Origin of the sequence: Halobacillus sp. B23F22_1 (assembly GCF_043497005.1) — a bacterium.
GTDB lineage: Bacteria > Bacillota > Bacilli > Bacillales > Halobacillaceae > Halobacillus_A.
Genome location: NZ_JBIEKE010000003.1, coordinates 349,678 through 365,945, shown reverse-complemented (window position 1 = coordinate 365,945; position 16,268 = coordinate 349,678). Strand labels below are relative to the sequence as shown.

General features: G+C 42.9%; 12 protein-coding genes. 9 read left to right on the top strand and 3 right to left on the bottom strand.

From position 1 onward, the window contains the following. The 7 genes from putP to rlmD all read left to right on the top strand — a co-directional run bounded on the left by putP (position 1) and on the right by rlmD (position 8,476). Positions 1–1,509 (top strand): sodium/proline symporter PutP, encoded by a 1,509-nt coding sequence (gene putP / locus ACGTNH_RS16905; protein ID WP_394588112.1) that lies wholly within the window; start codon positions 1–3, stop codon positions 1,507–1,509. Positions 1,510–1,606: 97 nt separating this feature from the next. Continuing rightward, positions 1,607–2,350, top strand: a complete 744-nt coding sequence (locus ACGTNH_RS16900) for a nuclease-related domain-containing protein (RefSeq protein WP_394588111.1) — start codon at positions 1,607–1,609, stop codon at positions 2,348–2,350. Positions 2,351–2,741: 391 nt separating this feature from the next. Beyond that, positions 2,742–3,032 (top strand): Asp-tRNA(Asn)/Glu-tRNA(Gln) amidotransferase subunit GatC, encoded by a 291-nt coding sequence (gene gatC / locus ACGTNH_RS16895; RefSeq protein WP_394588110.1) that lies wholly within the window; start codon positions 2,742–2,744, stop codon positions 3,030–3,032. Between the two features lie 12 nt (positions 3,033–3,044). Beyond that, positions 3,045–4,514, top strand: a complete 1,470-nt coding sequence (gatA, locus tag ACGTNH_RS16890; RefSeq protein WP_394588109.1) for an Asp-tRNA(Asn)/Glu-tRNA(Gln) amidotransferase subunit GatA — start codon at positions 3,045–3,047, stop codon at positions 4,512–4,514. Continuing rightward, a complete protein-coding gene (gene gatB / locus ACGTNH_RS16885; protein ID WP_394588108.1) occupies positions 4,514–5,944 on the top strand; it encodes an Asp-tRNA(Asn)/Glu-tRNA(Gln) amidotransferase subunit GatB in 1,431 nt (476 codons plus the stop codon). The genes gatA and gatB overlap by 1 nt, the downstream gene beginning before the upstream one ends. Before the next feature lie 152 nt (positions 5,945–6,096). Then, positions 6,097–7,014 (top strand): diacylglycerol kinase, encoded by a 918-nt coding sequence (locus ACGTNH_RS16880; RefSeq protein WP_394588107.1) that lies wholly within the window; start codon positions 6,097–6,099, stop codon positions 7,012–7,014. An 85-nt stretch (positions 7,015–7,099) separates the two neighbouring features. Further along, positions 7,100–8,476 (top strand): 23S rRNA (uracil(1939)-C(5))-methyltransferase RlmD, encoded by a 1,377-nt coding sequence (gene rlmD, locus ACGTNH_RS16875; RefSeq protein WP_394588106.1) that lies wholly within the window; start codon positions 7,100–7,102, stop codon positions 8,474–8,476. Between the two features lie 114 nt (positions 8,477–8,590). Here the strand turns inward: rlmD and katG are convergent, their stop codons facing one another. Together katG and ACGTNH_RS16865 are read right to left on the bottom strand one after the other, a co-directional pair. Next, positions 8,591–10,828: a catalase/peroxidase HPI gene (katG, locus tag ACGTNH_RS16870; RefSeq protein ID WP_394588105.1), complete on the bottom strand. Its 2,238-nt coding sequence runs from the start codon at positions 10,826–10,828 to the stop codon at positions 8,591–8,593. Between the two features lie 527 nt (positions 10,829–11,355). Continuing rightward, a complete protein-coding gene (locus ACGTNH_RS16865) occupies positions 11,356–12,522 on the bottom strand; it encodes a DUF4317 domain-containing protein (RefSeq protein ID WP_394588104.1) in 1,167 nt (388 codons plus the stop codon). A gap of 173 nt (positions 12,523–12,695) precedes the next feature. Between ACGTNH_RS16865 and ACGTNH_RS16860 the strand changes: the two genes are divergently transcribed. Then, positions 12,696–13,067 carry a YbaN family protein gene (locus ACGTNH_RS16860; RefSeq protein WP_394588103.1) on the top strand — a complete coding sequence of 124 codons (372 nt, stop codon included), beginning with the start codon at positions 12,696–12,698 and terminating at the stop codon, positions 13,065–13,067. Positions 13,068–13,476: 409 nt separating this feature from the next. Here ACGTNH_RS16860 and ACGTNH_RS16855 read toward each other — a convergent pair whose 3' ends face one another. Continuing rightward, complete coding sequence (locus tag ACGTNH_RS16855) at positions 13,477–15,060, bottom strand: BCCT family transporter (RefSeq protein WP_394588102.1); 1,584 nt, start codon at positions 15,058–15,060, stop codon at positions 13,477–13,479. A 646-nt stretch (positions 15,061–15,706) separates the two neighbouring features. On the opposite strand from ACGTNH_RS16855, the gene ACGTNH_RS16850 reads away from it, so the two are divergent. Beyond that, positions 15,707–16,246, top strand: coding sequence for a putative capsular polysaccharide synthesis family protein (locus ACGTNH_RS16850; protein WP_394588101.1), 540 nt, complete (start codon positions 15,707–15,709; stop codon positions 16,244–16,246). Positions 16,247–16,268: the final 22 nt, after the last annotated feature.

Below are 16,268 nucleotides of genomic sequence, written 5' to 3'. Positions count from 1 at the left end.
ATGGGTTCAGCAACTTTAATTACGTTTATAGTCTATCTCATAGGTATGTTGTTGATTGGTTTTGCCTCATACCGTATAACAAGCGATTTATCTGATTATGTATTAGGTGGTCGTCGATTAACTCCAGGAGTAGCCGCACTTAGTGCCGGAGCATCAGACATGAGCGGCTGGTTATTACTAGGCTTACCAGGTGCTATTTATGCTTCAGGTTTAGCAGAAGCGTGGATCGGTATTGGTTTAGCTATTGGTGCTTACTTAAACTGGCAGTTTGTAGCTCGCCGTCTTCGTGTGTTTACCGAAGTCTTCAAAGATGCGATAACTGTTCCAGACTATTTAGAGAACCGTTTCCACGATCACTCTCATATCTTACGTGTCATTTCTGCATTAGTTATTTTAGTATTCTTTACTTTTTACACGTCGTCCGGACTAGTAGCCGGAGCTACACTTTTTGAAGCTTCATTTAATTTATCTTATACACAAGCTCTATGGATTGGTGCAATTGTAACTATTTCTTATACTTTCCTTGGCGGATTCTTAGCCGTTAGCTGGACGGACTTCGTACAAGGTATTCTAATGTTTATAGCTTTAATTGCCGTTCCAATCGTGGCAGCCCAGGAGTTGGGCGGGTTTAGTGAAGCGATCAATGCCGTTGGTCAAATTGAACCAGGACATCTGCAGATGGTGCAAGGTGTCGGAGCATTAGCCATTATTTCTTCTCTGGCATGGGGGCTTGGTTACTTTGGTCAGCCTCATATCGTCGTTCGTTTTATGGCTTTACGTTCACCTAACGATGTGCCTAAAGCACGCTTAATCGGGATTGGGTGGATGGTCATCGGTCTTTACGGTGCCATTTTCACAGGTTTATTCGGACTAGCTTACATGGCAACAAATGAAGTAGATGGGTTAGGTAACTTTGGTGCTTCACTCGTAAATGAAGGCGGCGTTCAGATGCTTGATAACCCTGAAACGATCTTCATTGCATTCTCTCAAATTTTGTTCCACCCTATTATTGCAGGTATTCTGTTAGCTGCGATTCTATCTGCTATTATGAGTACAATTGACTCTCAATTGCTCGTATCATCATCCGCTTTGGCAGAAGACTTTTACAAAGCGATTTTCCGTAAAAACGCTTCTGACCGTGAGCTTGTATGGGTTGGACGTATCGCTGTAGCAGGTATCGCACTTATCGCACTCCTGCTTGCTGGAAACCCGGATAGTACAGTACTCGAGCTTGTTTCTTATGCTTGGGCAGGATTTGGTGCAGCTTTCGGACCGATCATTATTCTGTCTCTGTTCTGGAAAAACATTACACGTAATGGCGCTCTGGCAGGTATTATCGTGGGAGCTATTACCGTTATCCTTTGGGCTAACTTAAGCGGCGGTATCTTCGACCTTTATGAACTGCTGCCAGGCTTTATCCTAAGTGGTATTGCTGCGATCTTAGTAAGTTTAGCAGGTACACCACCGAAAGAAGTTATTGCAGAATTTGAAGAAGCAGTTCGTAAATAATAGATCAGAAAGAGATCTCCAGCGGGTAGCTGGAGATCTTTTTTGTTATGATAAGAAAGCTATTACCGGTACCTGGTACCAAAAAAGGAGGAAAGCCATGATTGTAAAAAAACGAAGGAAGCCGGACCAGATGCTGGCACTGGAGGCACTGGAGAGAAGAACGAGCCTTAGACGTGATGATATCGAAAAAGACCTGACCCTTGTCAGCGCTGGGTTCCGTGGAGAAGAATCCCTGGATTATCACCTCCAGCTACTACCTCCTCATTATCAAATCCTACACGATGTAAGACTTCCTATTGATCATCAGTTTATCCAGTTGGACCCTCTGCTGCAAGTAAGAAGGCAGAAGAATTATTTGCGGAAATGGCTCAACGCTTACCGATACCCCGACCTCCCCATTGAAACCCTCATCGTCATAAGTAAACCCTCTACTATTATTCATACTTCCAACCCCTCCGTCATCCACAGCGCCTACCTTCCTTTTATAATAAATGAGCTGGATAGTAAGTATGCGCAGCGAGTGCTAGGGCAAAATGAGTTACTACGTATGGGTGAAGAGCTGAAACAGGCTCACGTACCACGCAAAATTGATGTGCTTCAAAATTATAAAATAAAGAAAGAAGAACTGCGGGTGGGCGTGCACTGCCCAAGCTGCAGAGCTCTGCCTATGAACAGGGGTTATGGGAAATGGAAGTGTTCGATTTGTGGATTGGATTCGGTGGATGCTCACATAGAGAGTTTGCGTGATTATCGGCTGCTGGTGGAGGAGAGTATCACAAATCGAGAGTTGCGCTGGTTCTTACAAATTGACTCTGAAAGTATAGCAAGGAGCATTATCTAATCGTTGAATCCAGTGGGAAAAACGAAAGGAAGGAGATACAGGCTGGACTTTTTGTAAATGTCAGAATTAATTCATATAATGTCAGTAAAAACGCTAATAATGTCAGAAAAACCGGCCCAAATGTCAGGAAAAACCCCCTGAATGAAGTTTCGCTTTTCCGCAGGTTAACAGTCCGTATTTCCCCTAAACCTATTGGCGGGAAAAGTTATACATGTATAGGGGAAACGGCCTCTAAACGCCCGATAAGTTCAAGTAACATTCATGGCAAAGTCGTCCATGAATGAACTTGAACTATATGTTATGATAGGAAGGGTGTATAGCTGTACGTTGCGTATGAAAATAGATTTTTGGTATGATCATATATTATGTGAGATCGAATGGAGGTAATGACATGTCCCGAATTAGTAAAGAAGAAGTGAAACACGTGGCACACCTGGCCCGTCTTTCCATTAAGGAAGAAGAAGCTGATCTTTTCACAAAGCAGCTTGACGATATCATTACGTACGCTGAGCAATTGAATGAACTGGATACTGAAGGTGTTGAGCCGACGACCCACGTTCTTGATTTGCAGAATGTCATGCGTAAAGATGAACCGAAGAAATGGATTGAAAAAGAAGATGCATTAAAAAATGCACCAGATCATCAGGATGGACAATATAAAGTCCCATCCATTTTGGAATAGGGAGGGTATTTCATGTCTTTGTTTGAACATTCTTTACGTGAGTTGAAAGATAAGCTACATAGTAAAGAAATTACTGTAACGGATTTAGTCAATGAATCGTACAATCGAATTGAGGAAGTGGACGATCAAGTCAAAGCCTTCCTTACATTAAATAAACAAGCTGCCCTAAAACAAGCAGCTGAACTAGATGAAACACGCGGCGATGATGCTGCGAAGCTTTTTGGTCTGCCAATCGGTGTAAAAGATAACATCGTTACTAAAGGTTTGCGCACCACAGCGGCCAGCCAGTTCCTTGATAACTTCGAGGACCCGCTTTACGATGCGACCGTCGTGAACAAGCTGAACGAAGCGAAGTCTGTGACTATTGGTAAGCTGAACATGGACGAGTTTGCCATGGGTTCTTCCAATGAAAACTCAAGCTATTATGCGACACGCAATCCATGGAATAGAGACTACGTTCCCGGTGGATCCAGCGGTGGATCAGCTGCTGCAGTAGCTGCCGGCGAAGTACCGTTTTCTCTTGGTTCTGATACAGGCGGGTCCATCCGTCAGCCAGCGGCATTCTGTGGCGTAGTGGGCTTGAAACCTACTTACGGCCGTGTTTCCCGTTTTGGGTTGATCGCATTTGCGTCTTCCTTAGACCAAATCGGGCCGATTACCCGCTCTGTTGAAGACAACGCGTACCTGCTTGAAACAATCGCAGGTTATGACAACATGGATTCCACATCTGCGAACGTAGAAGTGCCAAGTTATACAGACGCTCTTACAGGTGATGTAAAAGGGTTGAAAATTGCCGTGCCGAAAGAGTATCTCGGCGAAGGTGTAGCACCAGAAGTGAAAGAGGCTGTTCAAGCCGCACTTAAAAAGTATGAAGAACTAGGAGCGACCTGGGAAGAAGTATCCCTGCCTCACTCCAAATACGCGGTAGCGACGTACTACCTGATCTCTTCCTCAGAAGCCTCTGCCAACCTGGCCCGCTTTGACGGCGTACGGTACGGTAAGCGTACAGAGAATGCGGAAACGATGCTGGATATGTTCAAGCGTTCCCGTTCTGAAGGCTTTGGAAACGAAGTGAAGCGGCGTATTATGCTTGGAACTTTTGCGCTTAGCTCTGGTTACTACGATGCCTATTACAAAAAAGCACAGCAAGTTCGTACATTAATTAAGAACGACTTCGAAAAAGTTCTTGAAGACTATGACGTAATTGTAGGACCAACAACGCCTACCCCGGCGTTTAAAGTCGGAGAGATTATCGATGATCCACTAACGATGTATGCGAACGATATTTTAACCATACCAGTCAACTTAGCTGGTGTGCCGGGAATCTCTGTTCCTTGCGGCTTCTCATCTGATGGACTGCCAATCGGCCTGCAAATTATCGGCCGACACTTTGATGAGAGCAGCGTTTATCGTGCTGCTCATGCTTATGAACAGGCGACAGACTTCCATAAACAACGTCCGTCCCTTGGAGGTGCGCGCTAATGAATTTTGAAACAGTGATTGGACTTGAAGTCCACGTAGAATTAAAAACAGCATCTAAAATTTTCAGCCCTTCTCCAAACATGTTTGGAGATTCACCGAATACAAACGTTAACCCGATCGACCTCGGCTACCCGGGAGTACTTCCTGTTCTCAACGAAGAAGCCGTAAATTACGCGATGAAGGCTTCTATGGCGTTGAATTGTGAGATCGCAACGGATACGAAGTTCGACCGTAAGAACTATTTCTATCCAGACAACCCGAAGGCATATCAAATTTCCCAGTTTGATAAACCAATCGGAGAAAATGGCTACATCGATATTGAAGTCGATGGGGTGAAAAAGCGGATCGGCATTACCCGCCTGCACATGGAGGAGGATGCTGGAAAGCTGACACACAGTGATGATGGCTATTCTCTTGTGGACTATAACCGTCAAGGAACGCCGCTGGTAGAAATTGTGTCCGAGCCAGACATTCGTTCACCGAAAGAAGCATATGCTTATTTAGAAGCGCTGAAAAATATCATTCAATATACAGGCGTTTCGGATTGTAAGATGGAAGAAGGATCACTGCGTTGTGACGCGAACCTTTCCATCCGTCCAATCGGTCAGGAAGAATTTGGGACAAAGACCGAACTTAAAAACTTAAACTCCTTTTCTTTTGTTCAAAAAGGATTAGAGTTTGAAGAAAAGCGTCAGGAAAAAGTCCTTCTATCCGGTGGAGAGATTCTTCAGGAAACACGCCGTTATGATGAGCAGACTAAGGAAACAATCTTAATGCGTGTGAAAGAGGGATCAGACGATTACCGTTACTTCCCAGAACCGGATTTAGTTCCTCTTCACATCGATGAAGCGTGGAAAGATCGGATCTTCAGCCAGATCCCTGAACTTCCCGATGCTCGTAAGAAACGTTACATTGAAGAATTAAAGCTTCCGGCTTATGACGCGATGGTGTTAACGAACAACAAAGAAATGTCCGATTTCTTCGAAGAAACGATTGAAGCAGGCGGAGACGTAAAGCAGGCGTCAAACTGGTTAATGGGTGAAGTATCGGCTTATATGAACAAGCACGATAAAGAGTTCAGCGACCTTGCCTTAACCCCTGCAGGTTTGGCGAAGCTGACGAAACTGATTGAAGATGGCACCATTTCTTCTAAGATCGCGAAGAAGGTCTTCGGAGACCTTGTGGAAAAAGGCGGCGATCCAGAGAAGATCGTAAAAGACAAAGGCCTTGTGCAGATTTCTGACGAAGGCCAGCTGCGTGAAATTATCACAGGAATCCTTGATAACAACCAGCAGTCGATTGAAGATTATAAAAATGGAAAAGATAAGGCTATTGGCTTCTTAGTCGGCCAGGTGATGAAGCAGACAAAAGGCCAGGCCAACCCGCCAATGGTTAACAAAATTCTTTTAGAAGAAATAGATAAGCGTTAAATTTTAAGCGGCAAGGGTGCGGCCCTTTCCGACCACAATGAGAGCACGCACTCATCGTGCGTGCTTTTATACGTGGAGTACAAAAATGTTTGCAAATGACGGAAAAAGAGCTATGATGTTATTTGGAGCATGATGGATGAGGGGGTCATACTATGCAGCGTGCCCGTATTATTTATAATCCGACCTCTGGAAGAGAGATTATAAGGAAAGTTCTTCCCGATATTTTGCAGCGCTTTGAACAAGCTGGCTATGAGACATCAGCTCATGCCACAACTTGTGCAGGCGACGCGACAGAAGCGGCGCAAATTGCCGTGGAGCGTAAATTTGATGTCGTAGTAGCTGCAGGCGGAGATGGAACAATTAATGAAGTCATTAATGGAATAGCAGAGCAGGAATTCAGACCGAAGCTCGGTATTATTCCCGTCGGAACAACAAATGATTTTGCGCGCGCTCTTTGCGTGCCGAGAAATATTCATAAAGCAGTAGATGTTATTTTAGAAGATTATTCGACGCCTTTAGATATTGGGCGCGTAAATGATCATTATTTTATGAACATAGCCGGCGGCGGTAAAATTACCGAAATTTCTTATGAAGTGCCAAGCAAGCTGAAAACGATGATTGGGCAGCTCGCCTATTATCTAAAAGGCATTGAAATGCTTCCTTCTTTAAGGCCGACGTATGTTGAAATGGAGTATGATGGACGGGTATTTGAAGGTGAGGTCATGCTGTTTCTCGTGTCCAATACGAATTCTGTAGGCGGACTGGAAAGGCTGGCACCCGGAGCGAAAATGGATGACGGTGTTTTTGATCTCATGATCATTGAAAAAATGAACATTGCCGAATTCGTTCGTTTAGCTACTCTGGCCATCCAAGGAAACCATTTGAACCATCCAAAATTTATTCATACGACAGCGAGCCGTGTGAAGGTTCATACTGAGGAAAAAATGCAGTTAAACATTGATGGAGAGTTTGGCGGGTTACTCCCTGGAGAGTTCGTCAACTTATACCGCCATATGGAATTTTTCGTTCCTGAGGATAAATTTTCATCAAATCCAGAAGATAATTGGTAATCGTAAACGCTGCCGTTCTAATGACGGTAGCGTTTTTGTTATAATAGAAACTACCCAGCTACGAAATGAAAAGGACGGATACTGAATGGCAAAACCAAAGCCGCCTGTACAAAAAAATCAAACGCTCGAATTAATATTTGAAGATTTAACCCATGAAGGAAATGGCGTTGGCAAAGTGGATGGTTATCCTTTGTTCGTACCATACGGCCTGCCTGGAGAGAAGGCGCAGGTCAAAGTGGTGAAAGTGAAAAAGAATTTCGGCTTCGGTAAACTGCTGGAAGTGGAAGAGTCAAGCGACGAACGAGTCGAGCCGCCGTGTGACGTTTATTATCAGTGCGGCGGATGTCAGCTTCAGCACATGAGTTACAGCATGCAGCTTGAAATGAAGTACAATCAAGTGAAAAATGCGATGAAGAAAGTCGCACACCTGGATCACGTTCCCGTTCATAAAACGATCGGGATGGCCGACCCATGGCGCTACCGTAACAAAGTCCAAATTCCCGTCGGGCAAAAAGAAGACGGACAGCTGATGACGGGATTTTATCAAAAGCGGAGCCACAACATTATTGATATGGATACATGTTTAATTCAAGACGAAATGAACGACCGTATGGTAGAGACGGTCCGCCGCATCGCAAGCCGCCTTGGAATCGATGCGTATGATGAAGAAAACCATCGCGGCGTACTGCGTCATATTATGGTGCGCACCGGGCAAACGACGAAAGATATTATGGTCGTACTCGTTACTCGTACTAAAAAACTACCTCATCACGAGAAGCTCATCGATGAAATTCGTGACGCTTTTCCAAATGTGAAGTCGATCGTTCATAACATAAATAGCGGTCGCACCAATGTCATTTTAGGAAAAGAAACAAAAGTCCTGTGGGGTGATGAATACATTTACGACACCATCGGCGACGTGAAGTTTATGATCTCGCCAAAGTCTTTTTATCAGGTCAATCCGACCCAGACGAAAAAACTTTACGATCAGGCTCTTGAATACGCAGATTTGCGCGGAGGAGAAACCGTCATCGACGCTTACTGCGGCATTGGCACGATTTCGTTGTTCTTAGCGCAAAAAGCGAAGAAAGTGTACGGTGTAGAAATTGTTCCTGAAGCCGTAACGGATGCAAAGAAAAATGCCCGTTTAAATAAAATGGACAATGCCGATTTTTACGTCGGACAAGCAGAAGAAATCATGCCATGGTGGCGCAGCCAGGGCCTTCAGCCGGATGTGATCGTTGTGGATCCGCCAAGAAAAGGGTGCGATGAGGAACTGTTGAAGGCGATGCTGGATATGGGACCGGAGCGGATCGTGTATGTGTCCTGTAATCCGTCGACTCTCGCACGTGACCTGCGTGTACTAGAAGATGGGGGATATGAGACGAAAGAAGTTCAGCCTGTTGATATGTTTCCGCAGACGAGTCATGTGGAGTGTGTGACTTGGCTGGAAAGAAAATAGCGAATTACAAAACTTTTTTAATTCTCCATCCCAACATAAAAAAGCACCTTACCCGATACCTCAGAAGCGGACAATCCGCTTCAATCAAGCATCCAGGTAAGGTGTTTTTAGTTATTATGCCTGGTGAGACACTCTCAAATCACTCTTTTGTTTAAGATCAAAACGATCAGCGTTCATCACTTTAACCCATGCATTTACAAAGTCACGCACGAATTTCTCCTGATTGTCATCCTGTGCATATACTTCAGCAAGAGCACGCAGGACAGAGTTTGAACCGAATACGAGGTCTACACGTGTAGCTGTACGAACGAGTTCGCCTGTTTGACGGTCACGTCCTTCGTATAGGTTGTAGTCGGACGGCTTCCATTCAATGCCCATGTCAAGCAGGTTGACGAAGAAGTCATTCGTAAGTTCGCCGGTACGGTCGGTGAATACGCCGTGATCAGTGCCTTTATAGTTGGTTCCAAGCACTCGCATCCCGCCGATCAGTGCAGTCATTTCCGGAGCAGAAAGGCCAAGCAGCTGAGCTTTGTCTACTAATAATTCCTCTGGGCTTAGTGTATAGGCTTTCTTCTCGTAATTTCGGAACCCATCTGCCATCGGCTCTAATACTTCAAAGCTCTCAACATCTGTCTCTTCTTGACTTGCATCGCCGCGTCCTGGAGCGAATGGAACGGTGATATTAACACCTGCATCTTTGGCAGCTTTTTCTACAGCTGCGCTTCCGCCAAGAACAATTAAATCAGCGATGCTGACTTTCTTATCAAGCTGGCTTTGGATGTCTTCATAAACAGAAAGTACTTTTTCAAGCTTTTCAGGTTCGTTGACTTCCCAGTTCTTTTGAGGAGCCAGGCGAATGCGTGCGCCATTCGCTCCACCACGCATGTCGGAGCCGCGGTACGTGCTTGCAGAAGCCCATGCTGTAGTAACGAGCTCGCTTACAGACAATCCTGTATTAAGAATCTTCGCTTTCAGCTCTGAGATTTCAGCATCTGACAATTCATAGTCAACTTCCGGGATTGGATCCTGCCAGATAAGGTCTTCTTCTGGAACTTCTGGACCGAGGTATCTTGATTTAGGACCCATGTCACGGTGAAGCAGCTTAAACCATGCACGCGCGAATGCATCTGCGAATTCATCCGGGTTTTCGTGATAGCGACGTGAAATTTTTTCATAATCTGGGTCCATACGTAAAGCCATATCGGCTGTTGTCATAAACGTAGGAACGCGGACAGAAGGATCTTCTGCATCTGGTGCAAGGTCTTCTTCTTTAGGGTTTACCGGAGCCCACTGATTGGCGCCTGCCGCGCTCTTTGTAAGTTCCCATTCGTAGCCAAATAACAAATCATAGTACCCGTTATCCCATACGGTCGGATTCGCTGTCCAAGCTCCGTCTACACCGCTCGTAATGGTGTCACGGCCTTTACCACTTCCGTGGGTGCTGTTCCAGCCTAAGCCTTGTTCTTCGATATCAGCAGCTTCTGGTGCCGCGCCGACCTTTTCAGGATCACCGGCCCCGTGAGCTTTACCGAAGGTGTGACCGCCGGCAATCAACGCCACTGTTTCTTCATCGTTCATTCCCATGCGGCCAAATGTTTCGCGGATATCACGCGCACTTGCCAGTGGATCAGGGTTACCGTTTGGACCTTCAGGGTTTACATAGATTAGACCCATCTGTACGGCAGCGAGCGGACTTTCCAGCTCGCGGTCACCTGAGTAACGGTTGTCCTCAAGCCACTCTTTTTCTGTTCCCCAATAGACATCTTCTTCAGGATGCCAGACGTCTTCGCGTCCTCCGGCAAAACCAAAAGTTTTTAAGCCCATGGATTCAAGTGCTACATTTCCTGTTAGTACAAGCAAGTCAGCCCAGGAAATCTTGTTTCCGTACTTTTGCTTAATCGGCCACAACAGACGACGTGCTTTATCAAGGTTCGCGTTATCCGGCCAGCTGTTTAGTGGTGCGAAACGCTGTGTACCAGTTGCTCCGCCTCCGCGGCCATCGCCTGTACGATAAGTCCCGGCTGCGTGCCAGGACATTCGGATAAAGAGCGGGCCGTAGTGTCCATAGTCTGCCGGCCACCAGTCCTGACTCGTCGTCATTAAGTCATGAAGGTCCTGCTTCAGTTCGTAATAGTCCAGCTTTTTAAATTCTTCTTCATAATTAAAGTCTTCACCCATTGGGTTCGTTTTCTTATCATGCTGATGTAAAATATGCAGATTCAGTTGGTTAGGCCACCAGTCTTTATTGGTTGTACCAACTTTCGAAGTGGTGATTGCATTTTCTTCCTCTGTTTTTCCGTGTGATACAGGGCACTTTCCAGCTTGGCTTTCATGCATTTCATTCTTGTCCATGTTTCATTCCCCTTTCTTTATGTGAAAAATAAAATAATAATCGATCTCAGATTATAATTATAATAAATAAGCAATTAAATTGAAAGCAAGATACTCAGTTTCTTGAAATTATTTTCAATTAGGCAGTAGAGAAAATGATAGATTTGCATGAACTTCTAAGAGGTATGAAAGTTGTTGTGGCAGAAATGATGGGTGTCTATCTATTAGTTTAACAAAAATACTGAATTTATAGTATATTTTATCGGTTTTAAAGAATGGTTTCCAAATTGCTGGAGGATGAAGGGTTGCTGATAAATTGGTGAAGGAGAGAGTTTTTATAATCTAAAATATACTAGTTTTATTTTTTGGATTAAAACGGTGAGGGTGAGGATGGCGGGGAAGAAATGTTCCTAGGAAAGCGAAGTATTTTACGGAGCGAGATAGAAATTCGCTTTAACATAAATAATCCGAACTGATTTTTAGAGAATCGTTCGGATTATTTTAGGATTTATTCAGTTTTGGTCCAGCCTGTTCTGGTTCCTCAAAAATCATTCACCGAACGCTTCAGGCAGCATCTTAAATCCATCAATTTCAGCGTCTTCTTCAATTTCAATCATAATGCAGCGTTTCCCTTTATAATTAACTTGTCTTACATATTCCAGATCCTGCGGGCTGATGGAGATGTTAGCAATCTTTGTATTAATTTTAATAGATTTTGATTTGTACTTCGGCACGATGCTGCTTGCTTTCAGCTCATACCCTTCGTCATCGGTCACTCGTTGGAAAGCAGTTTTAATTTTTTCTGACTCTACTTGCTCGCCGCTTTGTGTCAGCACACGTTCGACGTCCTTATAATCCAGCTTTGGTGCCTCCTCTTCTTCATTTTCCTCAACAACACGGTTAATTTCTCCATAGACGGTGGCGAGGGTGGAGGGATTAAGCTGATCTCCTACGACATCCTTAATGACTTCCTCGAAAACAGCTTTGTCTTCCTTTGCCGTCATGATCTCTTCGCCGTTTAGTACCTCTTCGATAAAACGATAATCAGGTTCGTTGGCTTTCCCTGCCGCATATAACACATGATTTACGTCTGAAGCTCCATCGGTAATGGTAGGAAAAAGAAAACCACTCATCGGGTTTTTTAAATCAATGATTGGATCCACTTCAATCTTGTATTTAAATTCTTTTTCCACATAGTCGAACTGGATTTCTTTTTTGGGCTCTTCCGTTTTATTGATGCTGCAAAGAATAAAGGGATTGGAGTAAACAGCATCCCGTTCACTTTCCTCTGTTTCATCGTTGCGGCTTTTCATAGGTTTTAAGTATTCCGCACGAATGAACGTGATGACGACATCCTTTTCGTATGGGTGGTCGTTAATCATTTTCTCAGTCATGTGCAGCATTTGTTCCTTCCAATCCTCGACTTCGCTGCTTAATAACCCTTTATGTAAAATAAATTGACTGCTGTTCTCAGCATCGCGCTGAAATTTCAGTTCAAATAATTTTTCATCCAGCTGGCCGGACAGTACTTTTTTAAAGTTATTCATGAACAGTTCCTGTTGATCGGTATCCAGCATCTCGAACGGCTGGCTCTGGTGGTGATAAATGTCCGTCGTTTCCTTCATGATATATACGTTAAAGATGTCGGTGATCTTCAATAAGTCGTTCTCCACTTTAAGCTGCCTGCGTATGCCGGCTATGTCTTTTTTATCCATTCATTGTCCACTCCTAAATTTTCCTCGTTGTTCTCTCCATGAGAGGTGTTTCTATTTTATCATATGGATAAATAAATCATATTCACGACTGTATAAGAGGGATTCGTTTACACTTTGAAACTTCTAATATGGTAAGGTAGGAAGTGAATTCAGTGTAGTGAGGTAATTTTAATATGAAGAATGTAAAAAAAGTACTCCTTCTTATTTCCGGCTGGGTGTCCTTAGCCATTGGTATTCTTGGCATCGTACTGCCGTTAATTCCAACCACGCCTTTATTGCTTTTGGCTGCGGCATGCTTTTTCCGCAGTTCGGACCGCATGTATTGGTGGCTGCTTGAGAATAAATATTTTGGTCACTATATTAAAAATTATCGCAAACACCGTGGCATTCCTCTTAAAGCGAAGATTGTCGGCGTTACGGTTTTATGGGTTTCCATTCTTTATTCAGCGTTGTTTGTCGTTCCTTTATTTTTTGTTAAGATTCTTTTAATTGGTCTTGCCTCCTACTTTACTTGGTTTATTTTATCCTTGAACACCATTCGGTAAGAGGATCGTTTGAGGAGCAGCCCAAATGGCTGCTCTTTTTGTACAGAAAAGAAACCATAAGGAATTTATCATATAGAAAAACGCAAGAGTGGCCACCTCTCACTCTTACGTTATTTTCTGTTTTTCGATAGTTAGCAGAAAAGCGTCCCGTATGGAAATTAAATCCCACACAGGACGTTTTTTAATTCTATCTTTCATCGACTTTTATTTTTTCAGTGGTCTCTTAATTCCTTACGGGGATCATACCTTATTTGTTTCTCCAGTGGTTTCAAGCACCATTTTGATTAAAGGATTTTTCCTATTCCTTTTTACCGCCCCAAAAAGGAGGACCTACGATATGATCATAGATTATATACATTTAAACTTTTTTACAGCTTGAGGGACGCCAATTGGGAGTCCCTGTTTTTTATCAATCATCTGAATTATAATCTTCAATTTGTTTTTGAATTCTGCGATGGCGTTTCCGTTCTTCTTCGCGTCTGGCTTCTTTGTAGTCTTCCCGTATCGATTTCAATAGCGAGACACAGGAAATGAACAAGACAATGGAAAATGGTAGTGCTCCAATAAGCGAGGCGGTCTGCAGCCCTTCTAGTCCAGCACTTAAGATTAAGATGATAGCTAGTGAAGCAATCAACGTACCCCAAACGATTTTTACGACAACTGAAGGGTTCGTATCTCCATTTGAACTCATCATTCCTAATACAAATGTAGCGGAGTCAGCGGACGTTACTAAAAATGTGAACAAAAGACAAATAGAAAGGACAGATAAAATCGTTCCTAAAGGCAGGTTCTCCAGCATGCTGAAGAGGGCGGTCGCTTCATTTTCTGCCACTGCGCCTGCTATGTCTGTACCATGGAAGAGGTCTAAGTTAATGGCTGTGCCTCCAAATATCCCAATCCAGATAAGCCCAATAAAAGGAGGTGCAACCATAACACCAAGTACAAATTCTCTTACCGTTCGTCCTTTTGAAATACGAGCTACAAACATTCCGACAAATGGCGCCCATGCAATCGTCCATGCCCAGTAATAAACCGGCCAGTCCTGCACCCATGTACTGCCTGTATATTGATCAAGTCTTAAGCTTGCCTGGAAGAAGTTTTGAAGATAATCACCGATCCCCATCGTGATGGTATCGAGAATAAATCCTGTAGGACCAATGAATAACACGGCAACCATTAAAAATAGAGCGATGCCTAAGTTGGCATTACTTAAGTATTTAATTCCTCGGTCAAGACCAGAGAGAGTGGAAAGCATAAAGAAAACAAACATCACAACGACGATGGAAAGCTGAGTAACTCCGCCTCCTGGAGCATTAAACACGCTTCCGAGCCCGCTGTTAATTTGAAGTACACTTAACCCTAACGTTGTAGCTACACCCATAACTGTCGCGATAATCGCAATAATATCAATTGTGTTTCGAAGCGGTTTTTTACCAGTGTTTCCAATGACGGAGTTCATCGTATCACTAATTAAGCTTCGCTCATCTTGTCTGTAGATAAAGTAGGAAAGAGCAAGGCCGACAAACGTAAAAGAAGCCCATTGGTGAATCCCATTGTTAAAGAAGGCATTCCACATCGCTTCTCTAGCAGCTTCTGGAGTTCCTGCTTCAAGTCCACTGTCAAAAGGAGGAGGGCTTCCGAAGTGAGTCATTGGTTCAGCGACTCCCCAGAAAACGATACTTACACCAAATCCACAGCTGAACAACATAGCGATCCAGGTGAATAACGGATATTTTGGCTTAATATCATCTCCGCCGAGACGAATTTTCCCATATTTACTAAAAGCTAAGTAAAAGTTAAAAAGAATTAAAAATAACACAAACACTAAGTAAAACCATCCGAAGGTGTTCGCGATAAAACCATAAATGTTTTCTGCTTGTGAAGCAAGGGCATCTGGAGCAATCCCTCCCCATAAAGCGAACAAAAAGATAATGGTGAAGGAAATCCAAAAAACCCTATTCATGAATTTCCACTTTTTCTTTGTCTTATCCATGACAAGTCTCCTTTAATAAGTAAAAGTTTAAATAAGATTTTATCAGGTGCAGCAATGATCTTTACCGTTATGTATTTAGAGTTACCAGCTCCAATCTTTAAATAGTATTATGCTAGTACTCATACCCTATTTTAGGAAAGTTCATGTCAAAAGTAAAAAAATCATTTGAGGAAAAGTTGTCAATTTTAAAATAAAATGATAAACACTTTCCTTTATTATTGTGTATAAGATAGGCAATTGTTACTCTCGATTAGACAGTATTGATTTGGTTCGATAGACTTAGAGTTACATTTGTTACAGGTAATAAGGGAAGGAGTTTGAGTTTGTTTCAAAAATTAATTATTTTAATCGAACGTATCGGCAAAAGGAAAATTTGGTACTTATTCATCAAATGGGGAAGGTTGGTTCTACTTCATTAACAAAATCGTTGAAATCATACGATTTTCTACCTCTTCACATCCATAGTTTTTATTCGCCGATTTCTTATAAAATGTACAAGAACTATGACGCCATCAAATATTATCGTTCTCCTTTACATAGGTTGAAGTATTTTTTAACTAAGCAGATTGTTTTGAAATTGTTAAAAAGCAGGAAAAAACTAAAAATCATTTCAATTGTGAGAGAGCCGGTTTCAAGAAATTTGTCCATGTATTTTCAAGCTTTTCACGTTCCATTAATGGATATTAATCGGTCGACAGATAACCGGCAGGAATCAAATACAAATCTTCAAGCGTTTAGAACTGATTTTTTTAATAAGTTTAATCATCGCTACGGTGTAAGTTGGTTTGATGATGAATTTAAAAAAACGTGGGACATTGATATCTATGGATATCCTTTCCATAAAGAGGAAGGGTATACAGTGATTGAAAAAGGTAATCTAGAGATTCTTTTGTTGAAGATGGAAAAGTTGAACGAATTAGAAGAAGTAATCAGAGACTTTTTAGAGATGGAAGAGTTTACACTACTCAATGAAAACATGGGAGATAAGAAGTGGTATCAATCAGTTTATAGAGAGTTTAAACAGAACGTTGAACCAGGTGAAGAATATTTAGAAGATCTCTATCGTTCCAGGTATATGGACCATTTTTATACAAAGGAAGAGACAGAATTGTTTAAAGCAAAGTATAGAAATGAAACTCCTTCTTCTAAGGTGACATTAACGCAGGGGGATTCCTCCTCCACATAATTTGAGTACAATATTGGAGATT

Bases quoted from the DNA above. Each gene is read 5' to 3' on its own strand.
- putP (WP_394588112.1), top strand. From the start codon at position 1: ATGGGTTCAGCAACTTTAATTACGTTTATAGTCTATCTCATAGGTATG.
- ACGTNH_RS16900 (WP_394588111.1), top strand. From the start codon at position 1,607: ATGATTGTAAAAAAACGAAGGAAGCCGGACCAGATGCTGGCACTGGAG.
- gatC (WP_394588110.1), top strand. From the start codon at position 2,742: ATGTCCCGAATTAGTAAAGAAGAAGTGAAACACGTGGCACACCTGGCC.
- gatA (WP_394588109.1), top strand. From the start codon at position 3,045: ATGTCTTTGTTTGAACATTCTTTACGTGAGTTGAAAGATAAGCTACAT.
- gatB (WP_394588108.1), top strand. From the start codon at position 4,514: ATGAATTTTGAAACAGTGATTGGACTTGAAGTCCACGTAGAATTAAAA.
- ACGTNH_RS16880 (WP_394588107.1), top strand. From the start codon at position 6,097: ATGCAGCGTGCCCGTATTATTTATAATCCGACCTCTGGAAGAGAGATT.
- rlmD (WP_394588106.1), top strand. From the start codon at position 7,100: ATGGCAAAACCAAAGCCGCCTGTACAAAAAAATCAAACGCTCGAATTA.
- katG (WP_394588105.1), bottom strand. From the start codon at position 10,828: ATGGACAAGAATGAAATGCATGAAAGCCAAGCTGGAAAGTGCCCTGTA.
- ACGTNH_RS16865 (WP_394588104.1), bottom strand. From the start codon at position 12,522: ATGGATAAAAAAGACATAGCCGGCATACGCAGGCAGCTTAAAGTGGAG.
- ACGTNH_RS16860 (WP_394588103.1), top strand. From the start codon at position 12,696: ATGAAGAATGTAAAAAAAGTACTCCTTCTTATTTCCGGCTGGGTGTCC.
- ACGTNH_RS16855 (WP_394588102.1), bottom strand. From the start codon at position 15,060: ATGGATAAGACAAAGAAAAAGTGGAAATTCATGAATAGGGTTTTTTGG.
- ACGTNH_RS16850 (WP_394588101.1), top strand. From the start codon at position 15,707: ATGTATTTTCAAGCTTTTCACGTTCCATTAATGGATATTAATCGGTCG.